The 16,189-nt window shown below is 68.6% G+C and carries 15 protein-coding genes and 1 pseudogene; 7 read left to right on the top strand and 9 right to left on the bottom strand.

The window, feature by feature from the left end:
• The first annotated feature begins 80 nt into the window (after window positions 1–80).
• Together trxB and trxA are read left to right on the top strand one after the other, a co-directional pair.
• The gene (gene trxB, locus M6G08_RS07860; protein ID WP_272586453.1) at window positions 81–1,049 is read left to right on the top strand and encodes a thioredoxin-disulfide reductase; all 969 of its coding nucleotides are present in this window, start codon (window positions 81–83) and stop codon (window positions 1,047–1,049) included.
• 39 nt (window positions 1,050–1,088) lie between these two features.
• Window positions 1,089–1,421, top strand: a complete 333-nt coding sequence (gene trxA, locus M6G08_RS07865) for a thioredoxin (protein WP_272586454.1) — start codon at window positions 1,089–1,091, stop codon at window positions 1,419–1,421.
• 81 nt (window positions 1,422–1,502) lie between these two features.
• On the opposite strand, the gene M6G08_RS07870 is transcribed toward trxA, so the two are convergent.
• The 9 genes from M6G08_RS07870 to rpmH all read right to left on the bottom strand — a co-directional run bounded on the left by M6G08_RS07870 (window position 1,503) and on the right by rpmH (window position 8,439).
• Complete coding sequence (locus M6G08_RS07870) at window positions 1,503–2,120, bottom strand: GNAT family N-acetyltransferase (RefSeq protein ID WP_272586455.1); 618 nt, start codon at window positions 2,118–2,120, stop codon at window positions 1,503–1,505.
• A gap of 329 nt (window positions 2,121–2,449) precedes the next feature.
• Window positions 2,450–3,550 carry a ParB/RepB/Spo0J family partition protein gene (locus M6G08_RS07875; protein ID WP_272586456.1) on the bottom strand — a complete coding sequence of 367 codons (1,101 nt, stop codon included), beginning with the start codon at window positions 3,548–3,550 and terminating at the stop codon, window positions 2,450–2,452.
• Window positions 3,547–4,620: a ParA family protein gene (locus tag M6G08_RS07880; protein WP_272591281.1), complete on the bottom strand. Its 1,074-nt coding sequence runs from the start codon at window positions 4,618–4,620 to the stop codon at window positions 3,547–3,549. Before M6G08_RS07880 ends, M6G08_RS07875 begins: the two co-directional genes overlap by 4 nt.
• Before the next feature lie 248 nt (window positions 4,621–4,868).
• Window positions 4,869–5,588 (bottom strand): 16S rRNA (guanine(527)-N(7))-methyltransferase RsmG, encoded by a 720-nt coding sequence (gene rsmG / locus M6G08_RS07885; RefSeq protein WP_217246993.1) that lies wholly within the window; start codon window positions 5,586–5,588, stop codon window positions 4,869–4,871.
• A 126-nt stretch (window positions 5,589–5,714) separates the two neighbouring features.
• A complete protein-coding gene (locus M6G08_RS07890) occupies window positions 5,715–6,227 on the bottom strand; it encodes a Jag family protein (protein ID WP_272586457.1) in 513 nt (170 codons plus the stop codon).
• 15 nt (window positions 6,228–6,242) lie between these two features.
• Window positions 6,243–7,535, bottom strand: a complete 1,293-nt coding sequence (gene yidC / locus M6G08_RS07895) for a membrane protein insertase YidC (protein ID WP_272586458.1) — start codon at window positions 7,533–7,535, stop codon at window positions 6,243–6,245.
• A gap of 3 nt (window positions 7,536–7,538) precedes the next feature.
• Window positions 7,539–7,913: a membrane protein insertion efficiency factor YidD gene (gene yidD / locus M6G08_RS07900; protein ID WP_272586459.1), complete on the bottom strand. Its 375-nt coding sequence runs from the start codon at window positions 7,911–7,913 to the stop codon at window positions 7,539–7,541.
• Window positions 7,910–8,281 (bottom strand): ribonuclease P protein component, encoded by a 372-nt coding sequence (gene rnpA / locus M6G08_RS07905; RefSeq protein ID WP_272586460.1) that lies wholly within the window; start codon window positions 8,279–8,281, stop codon window positions 7,910–7,912. Before rnpA ends, yidD begins: the two co-directional genes overlap by 4 nt.
• A gap of 20 nt (window positions 8,282–8,301) precedes the next feature.
• Window positions 8,302–8,439, bottom strand: a complete 138-nt coding sequence (gene rpmH / locus M6G08_RS07910) for a 50S ribosomal protein L34 (protein WP_003975051.1) — start codon at window positions 8,437–8,439, stop codon at window positions 8,302–8,304.
• 766 nt (window positions 8,440–9,205) lie between these two features.
• Between rpmH and dnaA the strand changes: the two are divergent.
• The 5 genes and pseudogenes from dnaA to M6G08_RS07935 all read left to right on the top strand — a co-directional run.
• Window positions 9,206–10,855, top strand: a pseudogene (dnaA, locus tag M6G08_RS07915) (chromosomal replication initiator protein DnaA); the annotation flags it as partial.
• Window positions 10,856–11,858: 1,003 nt separating this feature from the next.
• Window positions 11,859–12,989, top strand: a complete 1,131-nt coding sequence (gene dnaN / locus M6G08_RS07920; RefSeq protein WP_161330546.1) for a DNA polymerase III subunit beta — start codon at window positions 11,859–11,861, stop codon at window positions 12,987–12,989.
• Between the two features lie 202 nt (window positions 12,990–13,191).
• Complete coding sequence (gnd, locus tag M6G08_RS07925; RefSeq protein WP_272586462.1) at window positions 13,192–14,067, top strand: phosphogluconate dehydrogenase (NAD(+)-dependent, decarboxylating); 876 nt, start codon at window positions 13,192–13,194, stop codon at window positions 14,065–14,067.
• Window positions 14,068–14,095: 28 nt separating this feature from the next.
• Window positions 14,096–15,217, top strand: a complete 1,122-nt coding sequence (gene recF, locus M6G08_RS07930; protein WP_272586463.1) for a DNA replication/repair protein RecF — start codon at window positions 14,096–14,098, stop codon at window positions 15,215–15,217.
• A complete protein-coding gene (locus M6G08_RS07935) occupies window positions 15,214–15,813 on the top strand; it encodes a DciA family protein (RefSeq protein WP_272586464.1) in 600 nt (199 codons plus the stop codon). The genes recF and M6G08_RS07935 overlap by 4 nt, the downstream gene beginning before the upstream one ends.
• Window positions 15,814–16,189: the final 376 nt, after the last annotated feature.

Raw genomic sequence — 16,189 nt, forward strand, 5'->3', positions numbered from 1 at the left:
GATCCGTTGGGTGGGGTGAGGGCTCCGAGAGAAGCTCCACCCGGCCCTGAAGACGCAGTCCAGAGACGAGGAATGAAGCCGTGAGCGACGTCCGAAACGTGATCATCATCGGCTCCGGGCCCGCCGGCTACACGGCGGCGCTCTACACCGCGCGCGCGTCGCTGAAGCCGCTGGTGTTCGAGGGCGCCGTCACCGCGGGCGGCGCGCTGATGAACACCACCGAGGTGGAGAACTTCCCGGGCTTCCAGGACGGCATCATGGGCCCCGAGCTCATGGACAACATGCGCGCCCAGGCGGAGCGCTTCGGCGCCGAGCTGATCCCGGACGACGTCGTCGCCGTCGACCTGACCGGCGAGATCAAGACCGTCACCGACACCGCGGGCACGGTCCACCAGGCGAAGGCCATCATCGTCACCACCGGCTCCCAGCATCGCAAGCTCGGTCTGCCGAACGAGGACGCCCTCTCCGGCCGTGGCGTCTCGTGGTGCGCGACCTGTGACGGCTTCTTCTTCAAGGACCAGGACATCGCCGTGATCGGCGGCGGTGACACCGCAATGGAGGAGGCCACGTTCCTCTCCCGCTTCGCCAAGTCCGTGACGATCGTCCACCGCCGTGACACCCTGCGTGCCTCGAAGGCGATGCAGGAACGCGCGTTCGCCGACCCCAAGATCACGTTCGTCTGGGACAGCGAGGTCGCCGAGGTCCAGGGCGACCAGAAGCTCTCGGGCCTGAAGCTGCGCAACGTCAAGACCGGTGAGCTCTCGGACCTGCCGGTGACCGGCCTGTTCATCGCAATCGGCCACGACCCGCGCACCGAGCTCTTCAAGGGTCAGCTCGACCTGGACCCGGAGGGCTACCTCAAGGTCGAGTCCCCGTCGACCCGCACCAACCTCACCGGTGTCTTCGCCGCCGGTGACGTGGTCGACCACACCTACCGCCAGGCCATCACCGCCGCCGGTACGGGCTGCTCCGCCGCGCTCGACGCAGAGCGCTTCCTCGCCGCGCTCACCGACGAGGACAAGGCCGAGCCCGAGAAGACCGCTGTCTGACCCACCCGCCCCACGCACCAACCATTTGAGGAGCCCGCCGTGGCCGAAACTCTGAAGCACGTGACCGACGACTCCTTCGAGCAGGACGTCCTCAAGAGCGACAAGCCCGTGCTGGTCGACTTCTGGGCCGCCTGGTGCGGTCCGTGCCGCCAGATCGCGCCGTCCCTCGAGGCGATCGCCGCCGAGTACGGCGACAAGATCGAGGTCGTCAAGCTCAACATCGACGAGAACCCGGGTACGGCCGCCAAGTACGGCGTCATGTCCATCCCGACCCTGAACGTCTACCAGGGTGGCGAGGTCGCCAAGACCATCGTCGGTGCCAAGCCGAAGGCCGCGATCGTTCGCGACCTCGAGGACTTCATCGCCGAGTGACGTTTCACGTGAAACACGAAGGGGCCGACCCGGACGGGTCGGCCCCTTCGTTCTGCTTCCGTGCCCGGAACGGTGACTCCACTACAACGGCCGCAGCGCGGGTTCCTTCTGGACGGCACCCAGCAGTCGGTCCAGAGCCATCTCCACGTCTTCCTTCCAGGACAGCGTGGAGCGCAGATCCAGGCGCAGCCGCGGATGGCTGGGATGTGGGCGCACCGTCTTGAAGCCGACGGCCAGCAGGTGGTCGGCGGGCAGCACGCAGGCCGGTTCCTTCCAGCGCGCGTCTCCGAACGCCTCGATCGCCTTGAAGCCCCGGCGCAACAGATCCTTGGCGACTGTCTGGACCATCACCCGGCCCAGTCCCTGTCCCTGATAGCCGGGCATCACGAACGCGGTCATCAGCTGCACGGCGTCCGGCGAGACGGGGCTGGTGGGGAAGGCCGTCGATCGCGGCACATAGGCGGGCGGCGCGTAGAGCACGAAGCCCACCGGCACGTCGTCGACATAGGCCACCCGTCCGCACGATCCCCAGTCCAGCAGCACGGCGGAGATCCAGGATTCCTTCTCCAGAGCAGGCGTGCCCGCCTTTACCGCGGCTTCGCCACTGACGGGGTCCAGCTCCCAGAAGACGCACGTGCGACAGCGCTGGGGAAGGTCTTGAAGGTTGTCCAGCGTGAGCGGTACGAGCCGGCGCCCCATGAAGGCTGTTCCTCGCTTCCTTCGCCCGCCGCGTCGCGGGCGGCTGTCAGAGCGCTCCGCTCCCTGAGCAGGCTGCCAACGAAGCCACCGACCGCGCCCAGCCCCAAGCCCGCGCTCACCAGCCCGGTACGGCTCATCGTTCGCATGGCCCCTGCCTTCCTCTCAGAAGTGCTGCCAGGTGCTTGCGCCATCCCGATCGCATCGTATCCACGAAGCGCCGCCCTCGGCACCGGCGAAAAGGAAAGGGCGGGTCGTGTTCCGATGCCTACCGGAACACGACCCGCCCTGTCGGCAGGGGAACGATGCTCAGCGTTCCCCTGCCGCGCGCATCATGAGTCGAGCTCTTCGGCCTCGCCGTCCGAAAGGCTCTTCTGCAGCACAGGCCCCTCACCGGGAGCGAGGCTCCCAAGGATGCGCTCAAGGTCATCCATGGAGGCGAACTCCACGGTGATCTTGCCCTTCTTCTGGCCCAGGTCGACCTTCACCCGCGTTTCGAAGCGGTCCGAGAGCCTCGTCGCCAGATCGGACAGCGCCGGGGAGACCAGGGAGCCGGCCCGAGGCCCCTTCGCCCGCTGGGGCTTCTGCGGTCGGGAGTCCATGAGGGACACGATCTCCTCCACCGCCCGGACCGAGAGCCCTTCAGCAACGATCCGGTGGGCCAGCCGCTCCTGCTCCTCCGAATCATCGACGGAGAGCAGGGCCCGCGCGTGACCGGCCGAGAGCACGCCGGCGGCCACCCGGTTCTGAACCTTCGGGGAGAGCTTCAGCAAACGCAGTGTGTTCGAGACCTGTGGCCGGGAACGGCCGATGCGGTCGGCCAGCTGGTCATGCGTGCAGTTGAAGTCCTTGAGCAGCTGGTCGTAGGCGGCAGCCTCTTCGAGCGGGTTCAGCTGCGCCCGGTGCAGGTTCTCCAGCAGCGCGTCCAGGAGGAGCTTCTCGTCCTCTGTGGCACGCACGATCGCCGGGATCGCCTCCAGGCCCGCCTCACGACAGGCCCGCCAGCGACGCTCGCCCATGATCAGCTCAAAGCGCGCCGGTCCCACCTGGCGCACGACGACCGGCTGGAGAAGGCCCACTTCCTTGATGGAGGTGACCAGCTCCGCCAACGCGTCACCGTCGAAGACCACACGCGGCTGCTGTGGGTTCGGTGTGATGGCGTCGAGGGGAATCTCCGCGAAGTGCGCGCCCATCGGAGGCCGGAGAGACTCCGGACCGACCGAAGCCACCGACTCCTCTGTTTCACGTGGAACAGGCGGCAGCGTCGTCACCTTGGCCGCGGCCACACCACGGTCGTTGGGCAGCAGCGGCATCGCCGCCGGAGACGCGGGAGCCGCATTCCCCAATGCCGCTGAAGCCACCGACTTCTCCGTCGGAGCATTGGGGATCAGTGCGCCCAGACCACGGCCCAGCCCCCTCCGTCGCTCACTCACTGGATCCCCTCCACCATGTTCGGGTCATTCTGTGCTCCGATGTGGGCGTGCGTACCGTCGTAGCTGACGCCCACGCCCTTGAGCGCGATCTCTCGCGCCGCCTCCAGATAGGAGAGGGCTCCGCTCGATCCTGGATCGTAGGTCAGGACCGTCTGTCCGTAGCTGGGGGCCTCGGAGATACGGACCGAGCGGGGAATGCTCGTCCGCAGTACCTCGTCGCCGAAGTGGCTGCGCACCTCGTCGGCGACCTGGGACGCGAGCCGCGTCCGGCCGTCGTACATGGTGAGCAGGATCGTCGACACATGCAGTGTGGGGTTGAGGTGGCCCCGCACCAGGTCGACGTTGCGCAGCAGCTGCCCCAGTCCTTCCAGCGCGTAGTACTCGCACTGGATCGGGATCAGCACCTCCTGGCCGGCGACCAGCGCGTTGACCGTCAGCAGACCGAGGGACGGCGGGCAGTCGATGAGGATGTAGTCCAGCGGCTGCTCATACGCCTGGATCGCCCGCTGAAGTCGACTCTCTCGTGCTACCAGGGACACCAGCTCGATCTCCGCACCGGCGAGATCGATCGTGGCGGGCGCGCAAAAGAGACCTTCGACGTCCGGGACCGGCTGGACCACCTCCGAGAGCGGCCTGCTCTCGACCAGGACGTCATAGATGGACGGAACCTCGGCGTGGTGATCGATCCCCAGAGCGGTGGAGGCATTGCCCTGCGGATCGAGGTCGACGACCAGGACCCGTGCCCCGTGCAGCGCGAGCGACGCGGCAAGGTTGACGGTCGTCGTCGTCTTGCCCACACCGCCCTTCTGGTTGGCGACCACCATGACCCTGGTCTGCTCGGGCCGCGGCAGCCCTTCACCGGCGCGGCCCAGAGCCTCCACCGCCAGTTGGGCAGCACGACCGATCGGAGTGTCGTCCATCGGTGGCGGTGTTTCACGTGAAACATCCGCCCCCGTCGACTCGGTACGGGGACCGGGGACCGGATCGGTCATCGGTCCCGCGATATTGGCGTCGGACCGCAAGGATTCACTCTCCTCGACTTCAGGCTCGCAATGAACAGAGCCTCCCATGTCTTCAGGGTCATGAACCAGTGAGGCCTGTTGTTCTGTGGAGAAATCCACCTCTGTGGACAACTCCGTACCCTCTCCGAGCGACCCGAGAGGCTTTCGGTCGCGGGGGTCGGCCGCAGCGCGGCCGCGACTGATGATGCCGTGCAGCAGTGAGCGACGTTTCACGTGAAACACGATGCAGCGCCGCCGAGGCCGATCAGCCGCGACACTCCGGCACGCACAGGGAGGGCAGCTTGTGTGGAGTACGGCTATCCGCGACGCCGCCGCGCGCGACCGGTCCGCGCCGCCTTGGCCCGCTTGGCGGCGAAACGCACTCCGCCGGGACTCTCACCGACCTCGACCCGCACCACGGTGGACATGGGATCCACGACCCCCTCACCCACATGCAGGATGGAGGTCTCCACCGCCCCCAGCTTGCTGAGCGCCGTGGCCGCGGCCTTCAGCTCCTCCTCAGCCGTGTCGCCCTTGAGCGCGAGCATCTCGCCGTACGGCCGCAGCAGCGGAACCCCCCAGGTGGCCAGCCGGTCCAGCGGAGCAACGGCGCGGGCCGTCACCACATGCACCGGCGGCAACTTCCCCATGACTTCCTCGGCCCGGCCACGCACCACGGTCACATGGTCGAGCCCCAGAAGCTCCACTACCTCGGTCAGGAAGTTGGTGCGCCGCAGCAGGGGCTCCAGAAGGGTGATCTTCAGGTCGTCCCGGACGAGCGCCAGCGGGATCCCGGGCAGGCCGGCACCCGAACCGACATCGCACACCGTCACGCCCTCGGGCACGACCTCCGAGAGCACCGCGCAGTTCAGCAGATGCCGCTCCCACAGACGGGGGACTTCACGCGGACCGATCAGACCACGCTTCACCCCCGCCTCGGCGAGCAGCTCGGCGTAGCGGACCGCGTCCGCGTACCGAGCACCGAACACGTCGCGTGCCTGCTCGGGAACAGGGGGAAGCTCCGCTGCCTCCGTCACGAGGGGACCGTCCTTCCGTACGGCACCGGCGCACCAGACGCCGCTGCCAGAACCACCAGAACTATCAGGCTGACAAAATTCGGCCCCGTCTGCGCAACAGACGGGGCCGGAGAACGTGGGGGCCGATCAGGCGGGAAGCACGACGACGAAGCGCTCCGGCTCCTCGCCCTCGGACTCGCTGCGCAGTCCGGCAGCCTTGACCGCGTCGTGCACGACCTTGCGCTCGAACGGCGTCATCGGCTTCATCCGCACCGGCCCGCCGCTGCTCTTGGCCTCGGCCGCGGCCTTTGCGCCCAGCTCGGACAGCTCGGCCCGCTTGCTGGCCCGGTAGCCCGCGATGTCGAGCATCAGCCGACTGCGGTCGCCGGTCTCCCGGTGCACGGCCAGGCGCGTGAGCTCCTGGAGAGCCTCCAGCACCTCACCGTCCCGGCCGACCAGCTTCTGCAGGTCCCGGCTGTTGCTGTCGCTGATGATCGAGACGGAGGCACGGTCGGCCTCGACGTCCATGTCGATGTCACCGTCGAGGTCGGCGATGTCGAGCAGACCCTCCAGGTAGTCCGCGGCGATCTCGCCCTCGTTCTCGAGACGAGTCAGGGTGTCTGCGCCCTCGGCAGCGGCGGAGGTGGTGCCTTCCGTCACGGGATGGACTCCTTCTTACTTCTTCGACGGGGACTTGGGCCGCTGCGGGCCCTTGCGCTGTCCGGACTGGGCCTTGCTGCGGCCACCGCCGCCGGGCTTCTGCGCGGGCTTCTTGGCGGCGCCGGCGGACTTGCCGCCCTGGCCGCCCTCCGGCTCGCCGGACTTGCTGAGGGAGGTCTTGGCCTCCGGCTCGCCGGCGGACTCACCGGCCGGCTTGGCGGACTGGCGCTGCGCCTTGCTCTGCCGTTTGGGCTGCTGCCGCTTGGGCATCGCCGTGGTGCCGGACGCGCCGTCCGCGCTCTGGGCGGCGGCGGGTGCCTCGCCCTTCACCACGGTGCCGTCGGTCTGGGCCGCGAGGCCCGCCTTGTTCAGACCGTTGATGAACTTGCGCTCGAACTCGTTGCGGTCCCGGCCCTTGGCGACGATGGCCTTGACGACGGAGCGCTGACCACGACCGCGCGTCTTGCCGGTGTCCGTGACGTGCTTGAGCAGGCGCTCCAGGTAGGCCGCCTGGGCCTTGGAACCCGGGGTCGGGTTGTTGCGGATGACGTACATCTGCTGGCCCATGGTCCACACGTTCGTGGTCAGCCAGTAGACGAGGACACCGACGGGGAAGTTGATGCCGAAGACGGCGAACATGATCGGGAAGACGTACATCAGCATCTTCTGCTGCTGCATGAACGGTGTCTTCACCGTGGTGTCGACGTTCTTGGTCATCAGCTGCCGCTGAGTGAAGAACTGCGACGCCGACATCAGCACGATCATGATCGCGGTGACGACCCGGACGTCCGTCAGCGAGGACCCGAGGGCCTCCACCTTGGACGCGTCGTCGGTGAACTTGGCGGCCAGCGGCGCGCCGAAGATGTGGGCCTTCTGGGCGCTGGCCAGCAAGCGCTCGTTGATCACGCCGATGGTGTCGTTCGACGCGATCGAGTTGAGCACGTGGTACAGGGCGAAGAAGAACGGTGACTGCGCCAGGATGGGAAGGCACGAGGAGAGCGGGTTGGTGCCCGTCTCCTTGTACAGCTTCATCATCTCTTCGGACTGGCGCTGCTTGTCGTTCTTGTAGCGCTCCTGGATCTTCTTCATCTCCGGCTGGAGCGTCTGCATCCCGCGCGTCGCCTTGATCTGCTTCACGAAGAGCGGGATCAGGCAGATGCGGATGAGGATCACCAGGGACACGATCGACAGGCCCCAGGCCCATCCGGTGTCAGGGCCGAAGATGGCGCCGTACACCGTGTGGAACTGGACGATGACCCAGGAGACAGGTGTCGTGATGAAACTGAAGAGGCTGGCAATCGTGTCCACTAATCATGCTCCTTGGGCATGGGACGGGGTCTCTGCGGCCGGACTCGAAGGACTGGACGGACTCGTCGGAGCAGTCTGTCCCTCGTTGGCCGGTTCGGCGGCGGAGGTCCCGCCCTTGCGTGCGCGCCAGGCGTCACGCAGCATTTCGTGCCACCGCGGGCGTTTGCGCGGCGGAACATGGTCCACTCCACCCAGCGACCACGGATTGCACCGAAGGATGCGCCAGGCAGTGAGCACCGTGCCCTTGAGAGCACCGTGTCGATCGATGGCCGTGTAGCCGTAGTGGGAACACGACGGGTAGTACTTGCACACCGGCCCCAGCAGAGGACTGATCGTCCACTGGTACAGCTTGATCAGAGCCAGCAGCGGGTACTTCATCGCGCGCCCCCTCCCAGTAGCCGCTTCAGGGCGGCGTCCAGGTCTCGGGCCAGCTGTGGATGGTCGGCGTCGCCCGCACCGGGCAGCGCTCGTACCACTACCAGGCTACCGGGGGGAAACAGGTCGATCCGGTCGCGCATCAGATGGCGAAGCCTGCGCTTCACCTTGTTGCGCACCACCGCGCCACCCACGGCTTTGCTCACGACGAAACCCGCACGTGTCGGGGGAGCGCTCTCCCCAGGCGCGTGCGGGTCCGTGGCACCGCTTCGAAGGTGGACGACCAGGGCCGGGCGTCCGGCCCGGCGGCCTCGTCGTACCGCGGTCGCGAAGTCCTCGCGCCGCCTCAGCCGGTTCTCGGTGGGCAGCACGACGTCATGACCTGACCGGATCAGGCGGACAGACGGGCGCGACCCTTGCTGCGGCGGGTCGCGAGAATCGCGCGGCCGGCACGGGTGCGCATACGCAGCCGGAAGCCGTGGGTCTTGGCGCGACGACGGTTGTTCGGCTGGAAGGTGCGCTTGCTCACTCGGGGGCTCCAGAAAGAATCGGGGTTGGCGGGGTGCCGTCCTGGCTGTCACCGTGCGCCCACGAGTAGCTCGCGTTACGCCCGAGTGCACCGCTTTTCGATCACCTTGGACGTGACCTGTGCCCATCGGAGGCAGGCGGCAGCAGCCATCGACAACTCGACCTGGTCACGGTACGTGGGACTGCGCCATTCGGTCAAACCAGCGGTGACCGGGAGACACTTGTCCACAGGCTGGGGACAACAACTTGAACCCTACCGGCCACGCTGACTACCGTGACTGGACTCCGATTCGTTCCCTTATCCCTGCCCCACCCGATTTTCATCCCGACCCGTCCCCGAATCACACCTTCGAGGGACTCGTGAGAGAGCGTGCCCTGTGGCTGACGTACCTGCCGATCTTGCCGCAGTGTGGCCACGCGTTCTGGAGCAACTCCTCGGGGACAACCGCGGGCAGGGCGTCGAGTCCAAGGACGAGCACTGGATCCGGCGCTGCCAGCCCCTCGCGCTGGTCGCCGACACCGCTCTGCTCGCCGTACCGAACGAATTTGCTAAGGGCGTACTGGAGGGCCGCCTCGCCCCGGTCGTCAGCGAGACACTGAGCCGCGAATGCGGCCGTCCCATCCGCATCGCGATCACCGTCGACGACACCGCCGGCGAACCCGCGCCCCCTACGCCCGGCCCCACGCCTCAGGCGCCCCCCGCCCGCCCCCAGCCCCGCTACGAGGAGCCCGAGCTCCCCGCACCCGGCCACGGCCAGGGCGGCCGCGACGACTACGAGGGATACGGACGCCACCGCGGCGACCAGCTCCCCACCGCCCGCCCCGCCTACCCGCAGGAGTACCAGCGCCCCGAGCCCGGTTCCTGGCCCCGCCCCACGCAGCAGGACGACTACGGCTGGCAGCAGCAGCGTCTGGGCTTCCCGGAGCGCGACCCGTACGCGTCGCCGCCCCAGGACGGCTACGACCAGGAGCCGTACCCACAGGACACGTACGGGCAGAACTACCGTCCGCAGTCCTCGGAGCGCCCGTCGTACGACCCGCAGCACGGCGACTACCAACGGACCGACTACAAACGCGACGACTACGACCGCGGCGGCGAGTACGAGGCGCGGGACTACGAACAGTCCCGCGGCGACCACGGCCAGCAGCGACCCGACCACAGCCAGTCGCGACCCGACTACGACCAGCAGCGGCCGGACTACGACCAGCAGCGCGGCGACTACGACCAGCGCGGCCCCCGCCGTGACCTGCCCGAGCCGCAGTCCGGATCCGGCCCCGCCTCCGGACACGTGCACCGCGGCGGCCCCGTCGGCCCCGGACCCGCCACCGGCGCCCCCGGCCCCCTGGCCGCACAGCCGGCGCCGGCGACCGGACCCGGCGAGCCGACCGCGCGCCTGAACCCGAAGTACCTCTTCGACACCTTCGTCATCGGAGCCTCCAACCGCTTCGCCCACGCCGCGGCCGTCGCCGTCGCCGAGGCACCCGCGAAGGCCTACAACCCGCTGTTCATCTACGGGGAGTCGGGACTCGGCAAGACCCACCTCCTGCACGCGATCGGGCACTACGCCCGCAGCCTCTACCCCGGCACGCGCGTGCGGTACGTGAGCTCCGAGGAGTTCACCAACGAGTTCATCAACTCCATCCGCGACGGCAAGGGCGACAGCTTCCGCAAGCGCTACCGCGAGATGGACATCCTGCTCGTCGACGACATCCAGTTCCTCGCGGACAAGGAGTCGACGCAGGAGGAGTTCTTCCACACCTTCAACACCCTCCACAACGCCAACAAGCAGATCGTGCTCTCCAGCGACCGGCCGCCCAAGCAGCTGGTCACCCTGGAGGACCGGCTGCGGAACCGTTTCGAGTGGGGACTGATCACCGACGTCCAGCCGCCCGAGCTGGAGACGCGCATCGCGATCCTGCGCAAGAAAGCGGTGCAGGAGCAGCTCAACGCCCCGCCCGAGGTGCTGGAGTTCATCGCCTCGCGTATCTCGCGCAACATCCGCGAGCTGGAGGGCGCGCTGATCCGGGTGACGGCGTTCGCGTCGCTCAACCGGCAGCCGGTCGACCTGGGCCTCACCGAGATCGTCCTCAAGGACCTGATCCCCGGCGGGGAGGACTCGACGCCGGAGATCACCTCGACGGCCATCATGAGCGAGACCGCCGACTACTTCGGCCTCACAGTGGAGGACCTGTGCGGCAGTTCACGCGGCCGCCAGCTGGTGACGGCGCGGCAGATCGCCATGTACCTGTGCCGCGAGCTGACGGACCTGTCCCTGCCGAAGATCGGCGCGCTGTTCGGCGGCCGCGACCACACCACGGTGATGCACGCCGACCGCAAGATCCGCAATCTGATGGCCGAGCGGCGCTCCATCTACAACCAGGTGACCGAGCTGACCAATCGCATCAAGAACGGCTGAGCGCGGCCGGCACCGGCACCGGCACCGGCCCCTCGAAGGCGCCCTGGACACCCTGGGGCGCCTTTTCCGTGCCAGTGGACGGCTCCCGCGGCGCCACCGCCGGGTCACCGACGGGCCCTCTCCCGGTCACCGACGGGTCGCCGCCCGATCCCTGGGGCGACTCCGCCCGGTCCTTGGTGCGACTCCGCCCGGTCGTGGAGGCGACTCCGCTGTTCGATTACCTGCCGGGTTACGGCCGCTCTCCACAGATTCGGTCACTTTTTTCCGTCCACACCTTGGGGACTGGGAAGTTGTCCCGATCTTGTCCACAGGCCAGGCTGTTGAGGAACCATCAGGCCAGGTCAGCTGCCTGTGGATTCGTGGACGAACGATCTCCACAGGGTGTGGACAACGGATCGGTCCACAAGCTGTGCATCGAGTTGTCCACGCACAACCCACAGGCAGCGGCCGGTTGTCCCCAGCGGTCCCCAGCTTCTCCACATGTCTGTCCACTGTTCGGCAACGCAACGCGCCCTCTCACCGCGTCGAGTGAAAGGCGTCACACAGAAGTGCCGAGGCGGGCTGTGGGAAACATCGGGAAACCTGGGGACGGCTCTGGGGAGAAGTCGGCCTTCCCTGTGCACGGAGTGTGCAGAACTTTCTGTTCTCCACAGATACGCCCGGTTGTCCACCGGCTCCGCCCACAGGCCCCGTGGACAAAATTCCTGCCCTGACCTGGGGAAACGAGGTTATCCACGGTATCCACAGGCCCTACTACTACTCCCGACTACAGAGAGAGCGGAATTCGTTTCGAAGCGGGACCTGTGCACAACTCGCCCCCTCGAGCCCGACCGTCCCTCGCCACGACTTGACCCCGAAGGGCACCTACTGTCAGTGGGGTGCGTCAGACTGTTCTCCGGTGTCCTGCCCCGAACGGGGACCGACGACACCGAGTCAGACGACGAAGCCAGGCGACGAAGCCAGGCAGGGCGAGCAGCGCCGGCAACAGCAGGAGGCGGCAACAGTGAAGATCCGGGTGGAACGCGACGTACTCGCGGAGGCAGTGGCCTGGGCGGCTCGCAGTCTCCCGGCCCGTCCGCCGGCGCCGGTCCTCGCGGGCCTGCTGCTGAAGGCCGAGGAGGGGCAACTGAGCCTGTCCAGCTTCGACTACGAGGTCTCGGCGCGGGTGTCCGTGGAGGCCGAGATCGAGGAGGAGGGCACGGTGCTCGTCTCCGGCCGCCTGCTCGCCGACATCTCCCGGGCCCTCCCCAACCGGCCGGTGGAGATTTCCACAGACGGTGTACGGGCGACGGTGGTCTGCGGATCCTCGCGGTTCACCCTCCACACCCTGCCGGTGGAGGAGTACCCGGCGCTGCCGCAGATGCCGGAGGCCACCGGCACGGTCCCCGGTGAGGTCTTCGCCGCAGCGGTGCAGCAGGTGGCGATCGCCGCGGGCCGCGACGACACGCTGCCCGTGCTCACCGGTGTGCGCATCGAGATCGAGGGCGACTCGGTGACGCTGGCCTCCACCGACCGCTACCGCTTCGCGGTCCGCGAGTTCCTGTGGAAGCCGGAGAACCCGGAGGTCTCCGCGGTCGCCCTGGTGCCCGCCAAGACACTCCAGGACACCGCCAAGGCGCTGACCAGCGGCGACCAGGTGATCCTGGCGTTGTCCGGCTCGGGCGCGGGCGAGGGCCTGATCGGCTTCGAGGGTGCGGGCCGCCGCACGACGACGCGTCTGCTGGAGGGCGACCTCCCGAAGTACAAGACGCTCTTCCCGACGGAGTTCAACAGCGTCGCCGTGATCGAGACCGCCCCCTTCGTGGAGGCCGTCAAGCGCGTGGCCCTGGTCGCCGAGCGCAACACCCCGGTGCGGCTCAGCTTCGAGCAGGGCGTACTGATCCTGGAGGCGGGCTCCAGCGACGACGCACAGGCTGTGGAAAGGGTCGACGCGCAGCTGGACGGCGACGACATCTCGATCGCCTTCAACCCGACGTTCCTGCTGGACGGCCTGAGCGCCATCGACTCCCCGGTGGCCCAGCTCTCCTTCACCACGTCCACGAAGCCGGCGCTGCTCAGCGGCAAGCCGGCCCTGGACGCCGAGGCGGACGAGGCCTACAAGTACCTGATCATGCCGGTGCGGCTGAGCGGCTGAGGGTCCGCGCCGGGCTGTCCACAGGCTGAGGACGGACTCGGGACGAATCCGCAGGTGTGGGCGTACGTATGAGCGCGTACGCCCACAGCTGTGCACGGACGTCCGGGTTTAGGCTCGGGGCGGGTACGAAAGTGCCGCGGCACGCATCCGGCCGGCCCGGACGTGCCGCCCCGCCACCTCGCACACCTAAGGAACGCAACTGATGGAGCTCGGTCTCGTCGGCCTCGGCAAGATGGGCGGCAACATGCGCGAGCGGATCCGCCGCGCGGGCCACACCGTCGTCGGATACGACCGCAATCCCGACCTCGCCGACGTCCACAGCCTGGAAGAGCTGGTGGGCAAGCTCGAGGGCGCCCGCGTGGTCTGGGTGATGGTCCCGGCCGGTGAGGCCACCCAGGCCACCGTCGACCGGCTCGGTGAGCTGCTGGAGCCCGGTGACGTCGTCGTGGACGGCGGCAACTCCCGCTGGACGGACGACGAGAAGCACGCCGAGGAGCTGGCCGCCAAGGGCATAGGCTTCGTCGACTGCGGTGTCTCCGGCGGTGTGTGGGGGCTGGAGAACGGCTACGCGCTGATGTACGGCGGCGACGCGGAGAACGTGGCCAGGGTGCAGCCGGTCTTCGACGCCCTCAAGCCGGAGGGCGACTTCGGCGCCGTGCACGCCGGCAAGGTCGGCGCGGGCCACTTCGCGAAGATGGTCCACAACGGCATCGAGTACGCGATGATGCAGGCCTACGCCGAGGGCTGGGAGCTGCTGGAGAAGGTCGACTCGGTGGACAACGTCCGCGAGGTCTTCCGGTCCTGGCAGGAGGGCACGGTGATCCGCTCCTGGCTGCTGGACCTGGCGGTCAACGCCCTCGACGACGACGAGCACCTGGAGGGTCTGCGCGGTTTCGCACAGGACTCCGGTGAGGGACGCTGGACCGTGGAGGCCGCGATCGACAACGCGGTGCCGCTGCCGGCGATCACCGCGTCGCTGTTCGCGCGGTTCGCGTCCCGGCAGGACGACTCGCCGCAGATGAAGATGATCGCCGCGCTGCGCAACCAGTTCGGCGGGCACGCGGTCGAGAAGAAGTAGCGAAAGGCTGGGAGGTCGGCGCACGACCATGCACGTCACGCATCTGTCGCTGGCCGACTTCCGTTCGTACGCCCGGGTCGAGGTCCCGCTGGACCCGGGCGTCACGGCCTTCGTCGGACCGAACGGGCAGGGCAAGACCAATCTCGTCGAGGCGGTCGGCTATCTCGCCACCCTCGGCAGCCACCGGGTCTCCTCCGACGCCCCCCTGGTCCGCATGGGCGCCGAGCGTGCCGTGATCCGTGCTCAGGTGCGGCAGGGCGAGCGGCAGCAGCTGATCGAGCTGGAGCTGAACCCCGGCAGGGCCAACCGGGCCCGCATCAACAGGTCCTCGCAGGTCAGGCCGCGTGACGTGCTCGGCATCGTCCGTACGGTGCTGTTCGCGCCCGAGGACCTCGCCCTGGTCAAGGGCGACCCCGGGGAGCGGCGCCGCTTCCTGGACGAGCTGATCACCGCCCGCTCCCCGCGGATGGCCGGGGTGCGTTCCGACTACGACCGGGTGCTCAAGCAGCGCAACACTCTGCTGAAGTCGGCCGCGCTGGCGCGTCGGCACGGCGGGCGCACGATGGACCTGTCCACGCTGGACGTCTGGGACCAGCACCTCGCGCGCGCGGGCGCCGAGCTGCTGGCGCAGCGCCTGGACCTGATCGCCGCGGTGCAGCCGCTGGCCGACAAGGCGTACGAGCAGCTGGCGCCGGGCGGCGGTCCGGTCGCGCTGGAGTACAAGCCGTCGGCGCCCGGTGAGGCGCACACGCGTGAGGATCTGTACGAGCAGCTGATGGGCGCGCTCGCCGAGGCCCGCAAACAGGAGATCGAGCGGGGCGTCACTCTGGTGGGGCCGCACCGGGACGACCTGCTGCTGAAGCTCGGGTCGCTGCCCGCCAAGGGCTACGCCTCCCACGGGGAGTCCTGGTCGTACGCGCTGGCGCTGCGCCTCGCGTCGTTCGATCTGCTGCGGGCGGAGGGCAACGAGCCCGTTCTCGTCCTGGACGACGTCTTCGCCGAGCTGGACGCGCGGCGCCGTGAGCGGCTGGCGGAGCTGGTGGCGCCCGGCGAGCAGGTGCTGGTGACGGCCGCGGTCGACGACGATGTGCCGGGTGTGCTGGCGGGCGCCCGGTTCTCGGTCGCGGAGGGGACGGTGGAGCGCGTATGAGCGCGGAGGACCCCGTTTCCGGCGCGGCTTGCGGGAAGGCTCCCGGCGCGTCCTTGGGAGAGACTGCCGGCGCGGGCGGCGAAGGCCCCGAGCCGTCGGGTGTCGACCTCGCCCGCGTCGCGCTGCGGGCGGCGCGCGAGGCGGCACGCGCGCGTGGGGATGCCGCGCGGCAGAAGAAGCAGGCGCGGCGCGGTGGGCTGCGTTCCGGTGCGCGCGCCGACGGGCGTGATCCCATGGCGCTGGGGTCGGCGATCAACCGTCTGATCACCGAGCGCGGCTGGGAGACGCCTGCCGCGGTGGGCGGTGTGATGGGACGGTGGCCGCAGATCGTCGGTGAGGACGTGGCGAAGCACTGTGTGCCGGAGCGGTACGACGAGGACGAGCGGGTGCTGTTGGTCCGCTGCGACTCGACGGCCTGGGCGACGAACCTGCGGTTGCTGGCGCCGACGCTGGTGGCCCGTCTCAACGAGGATCTCGGGCACGGGTCGGTGCGGATGATCAAGGTGCTCGGGCCCGGGGGCCCTGCGGGCGCCGGCCGTCGGTACGGTCCGTTGCGCGCGCCCGGCAGCCGGGGGCCCGGGGACACCTACGGGTGACCCCGGCCGGGGCCAGGAGGGGGCTCTGGCACCCCGTCAGCAACAGGTGATGTACCTCACATAATTGGGCGTCAGCGGTCGGTGTGGACCTTCGGCGTCCGCTTCGTCGTACCACCGCACACGGTTGCGAATCACGATCTGACTCCCAAGTAGCCAAGGGTTGACGTACGGAAGCGCTGAGTGCCGTCGTGAGCCTCTTGAGGCCCCCTTCCGCATATCGGGAGTCGGACGAGCCCGGTTCAGGGCGGCACATGCGGACTCAGGTACCGGCAAACCCCCATCAGTGTCAGTGCTACCGGTAGAATGGAAGACAATCCCGCCCCGATCGTGGGGACCGTCCGGGACTAGCTGAGCAACGCTGATCAAGGCTTACCAA

Source organism: Streptomyces sp. M92 (assembly GCF_028473745.1).
In the GTDB taxonomy this organism is placed as follows: domain Bacteria; phylum Actinomycetota; class Actinomycetes; order Streptomycetales; family Streptomycetaceae; genus Streptomyces.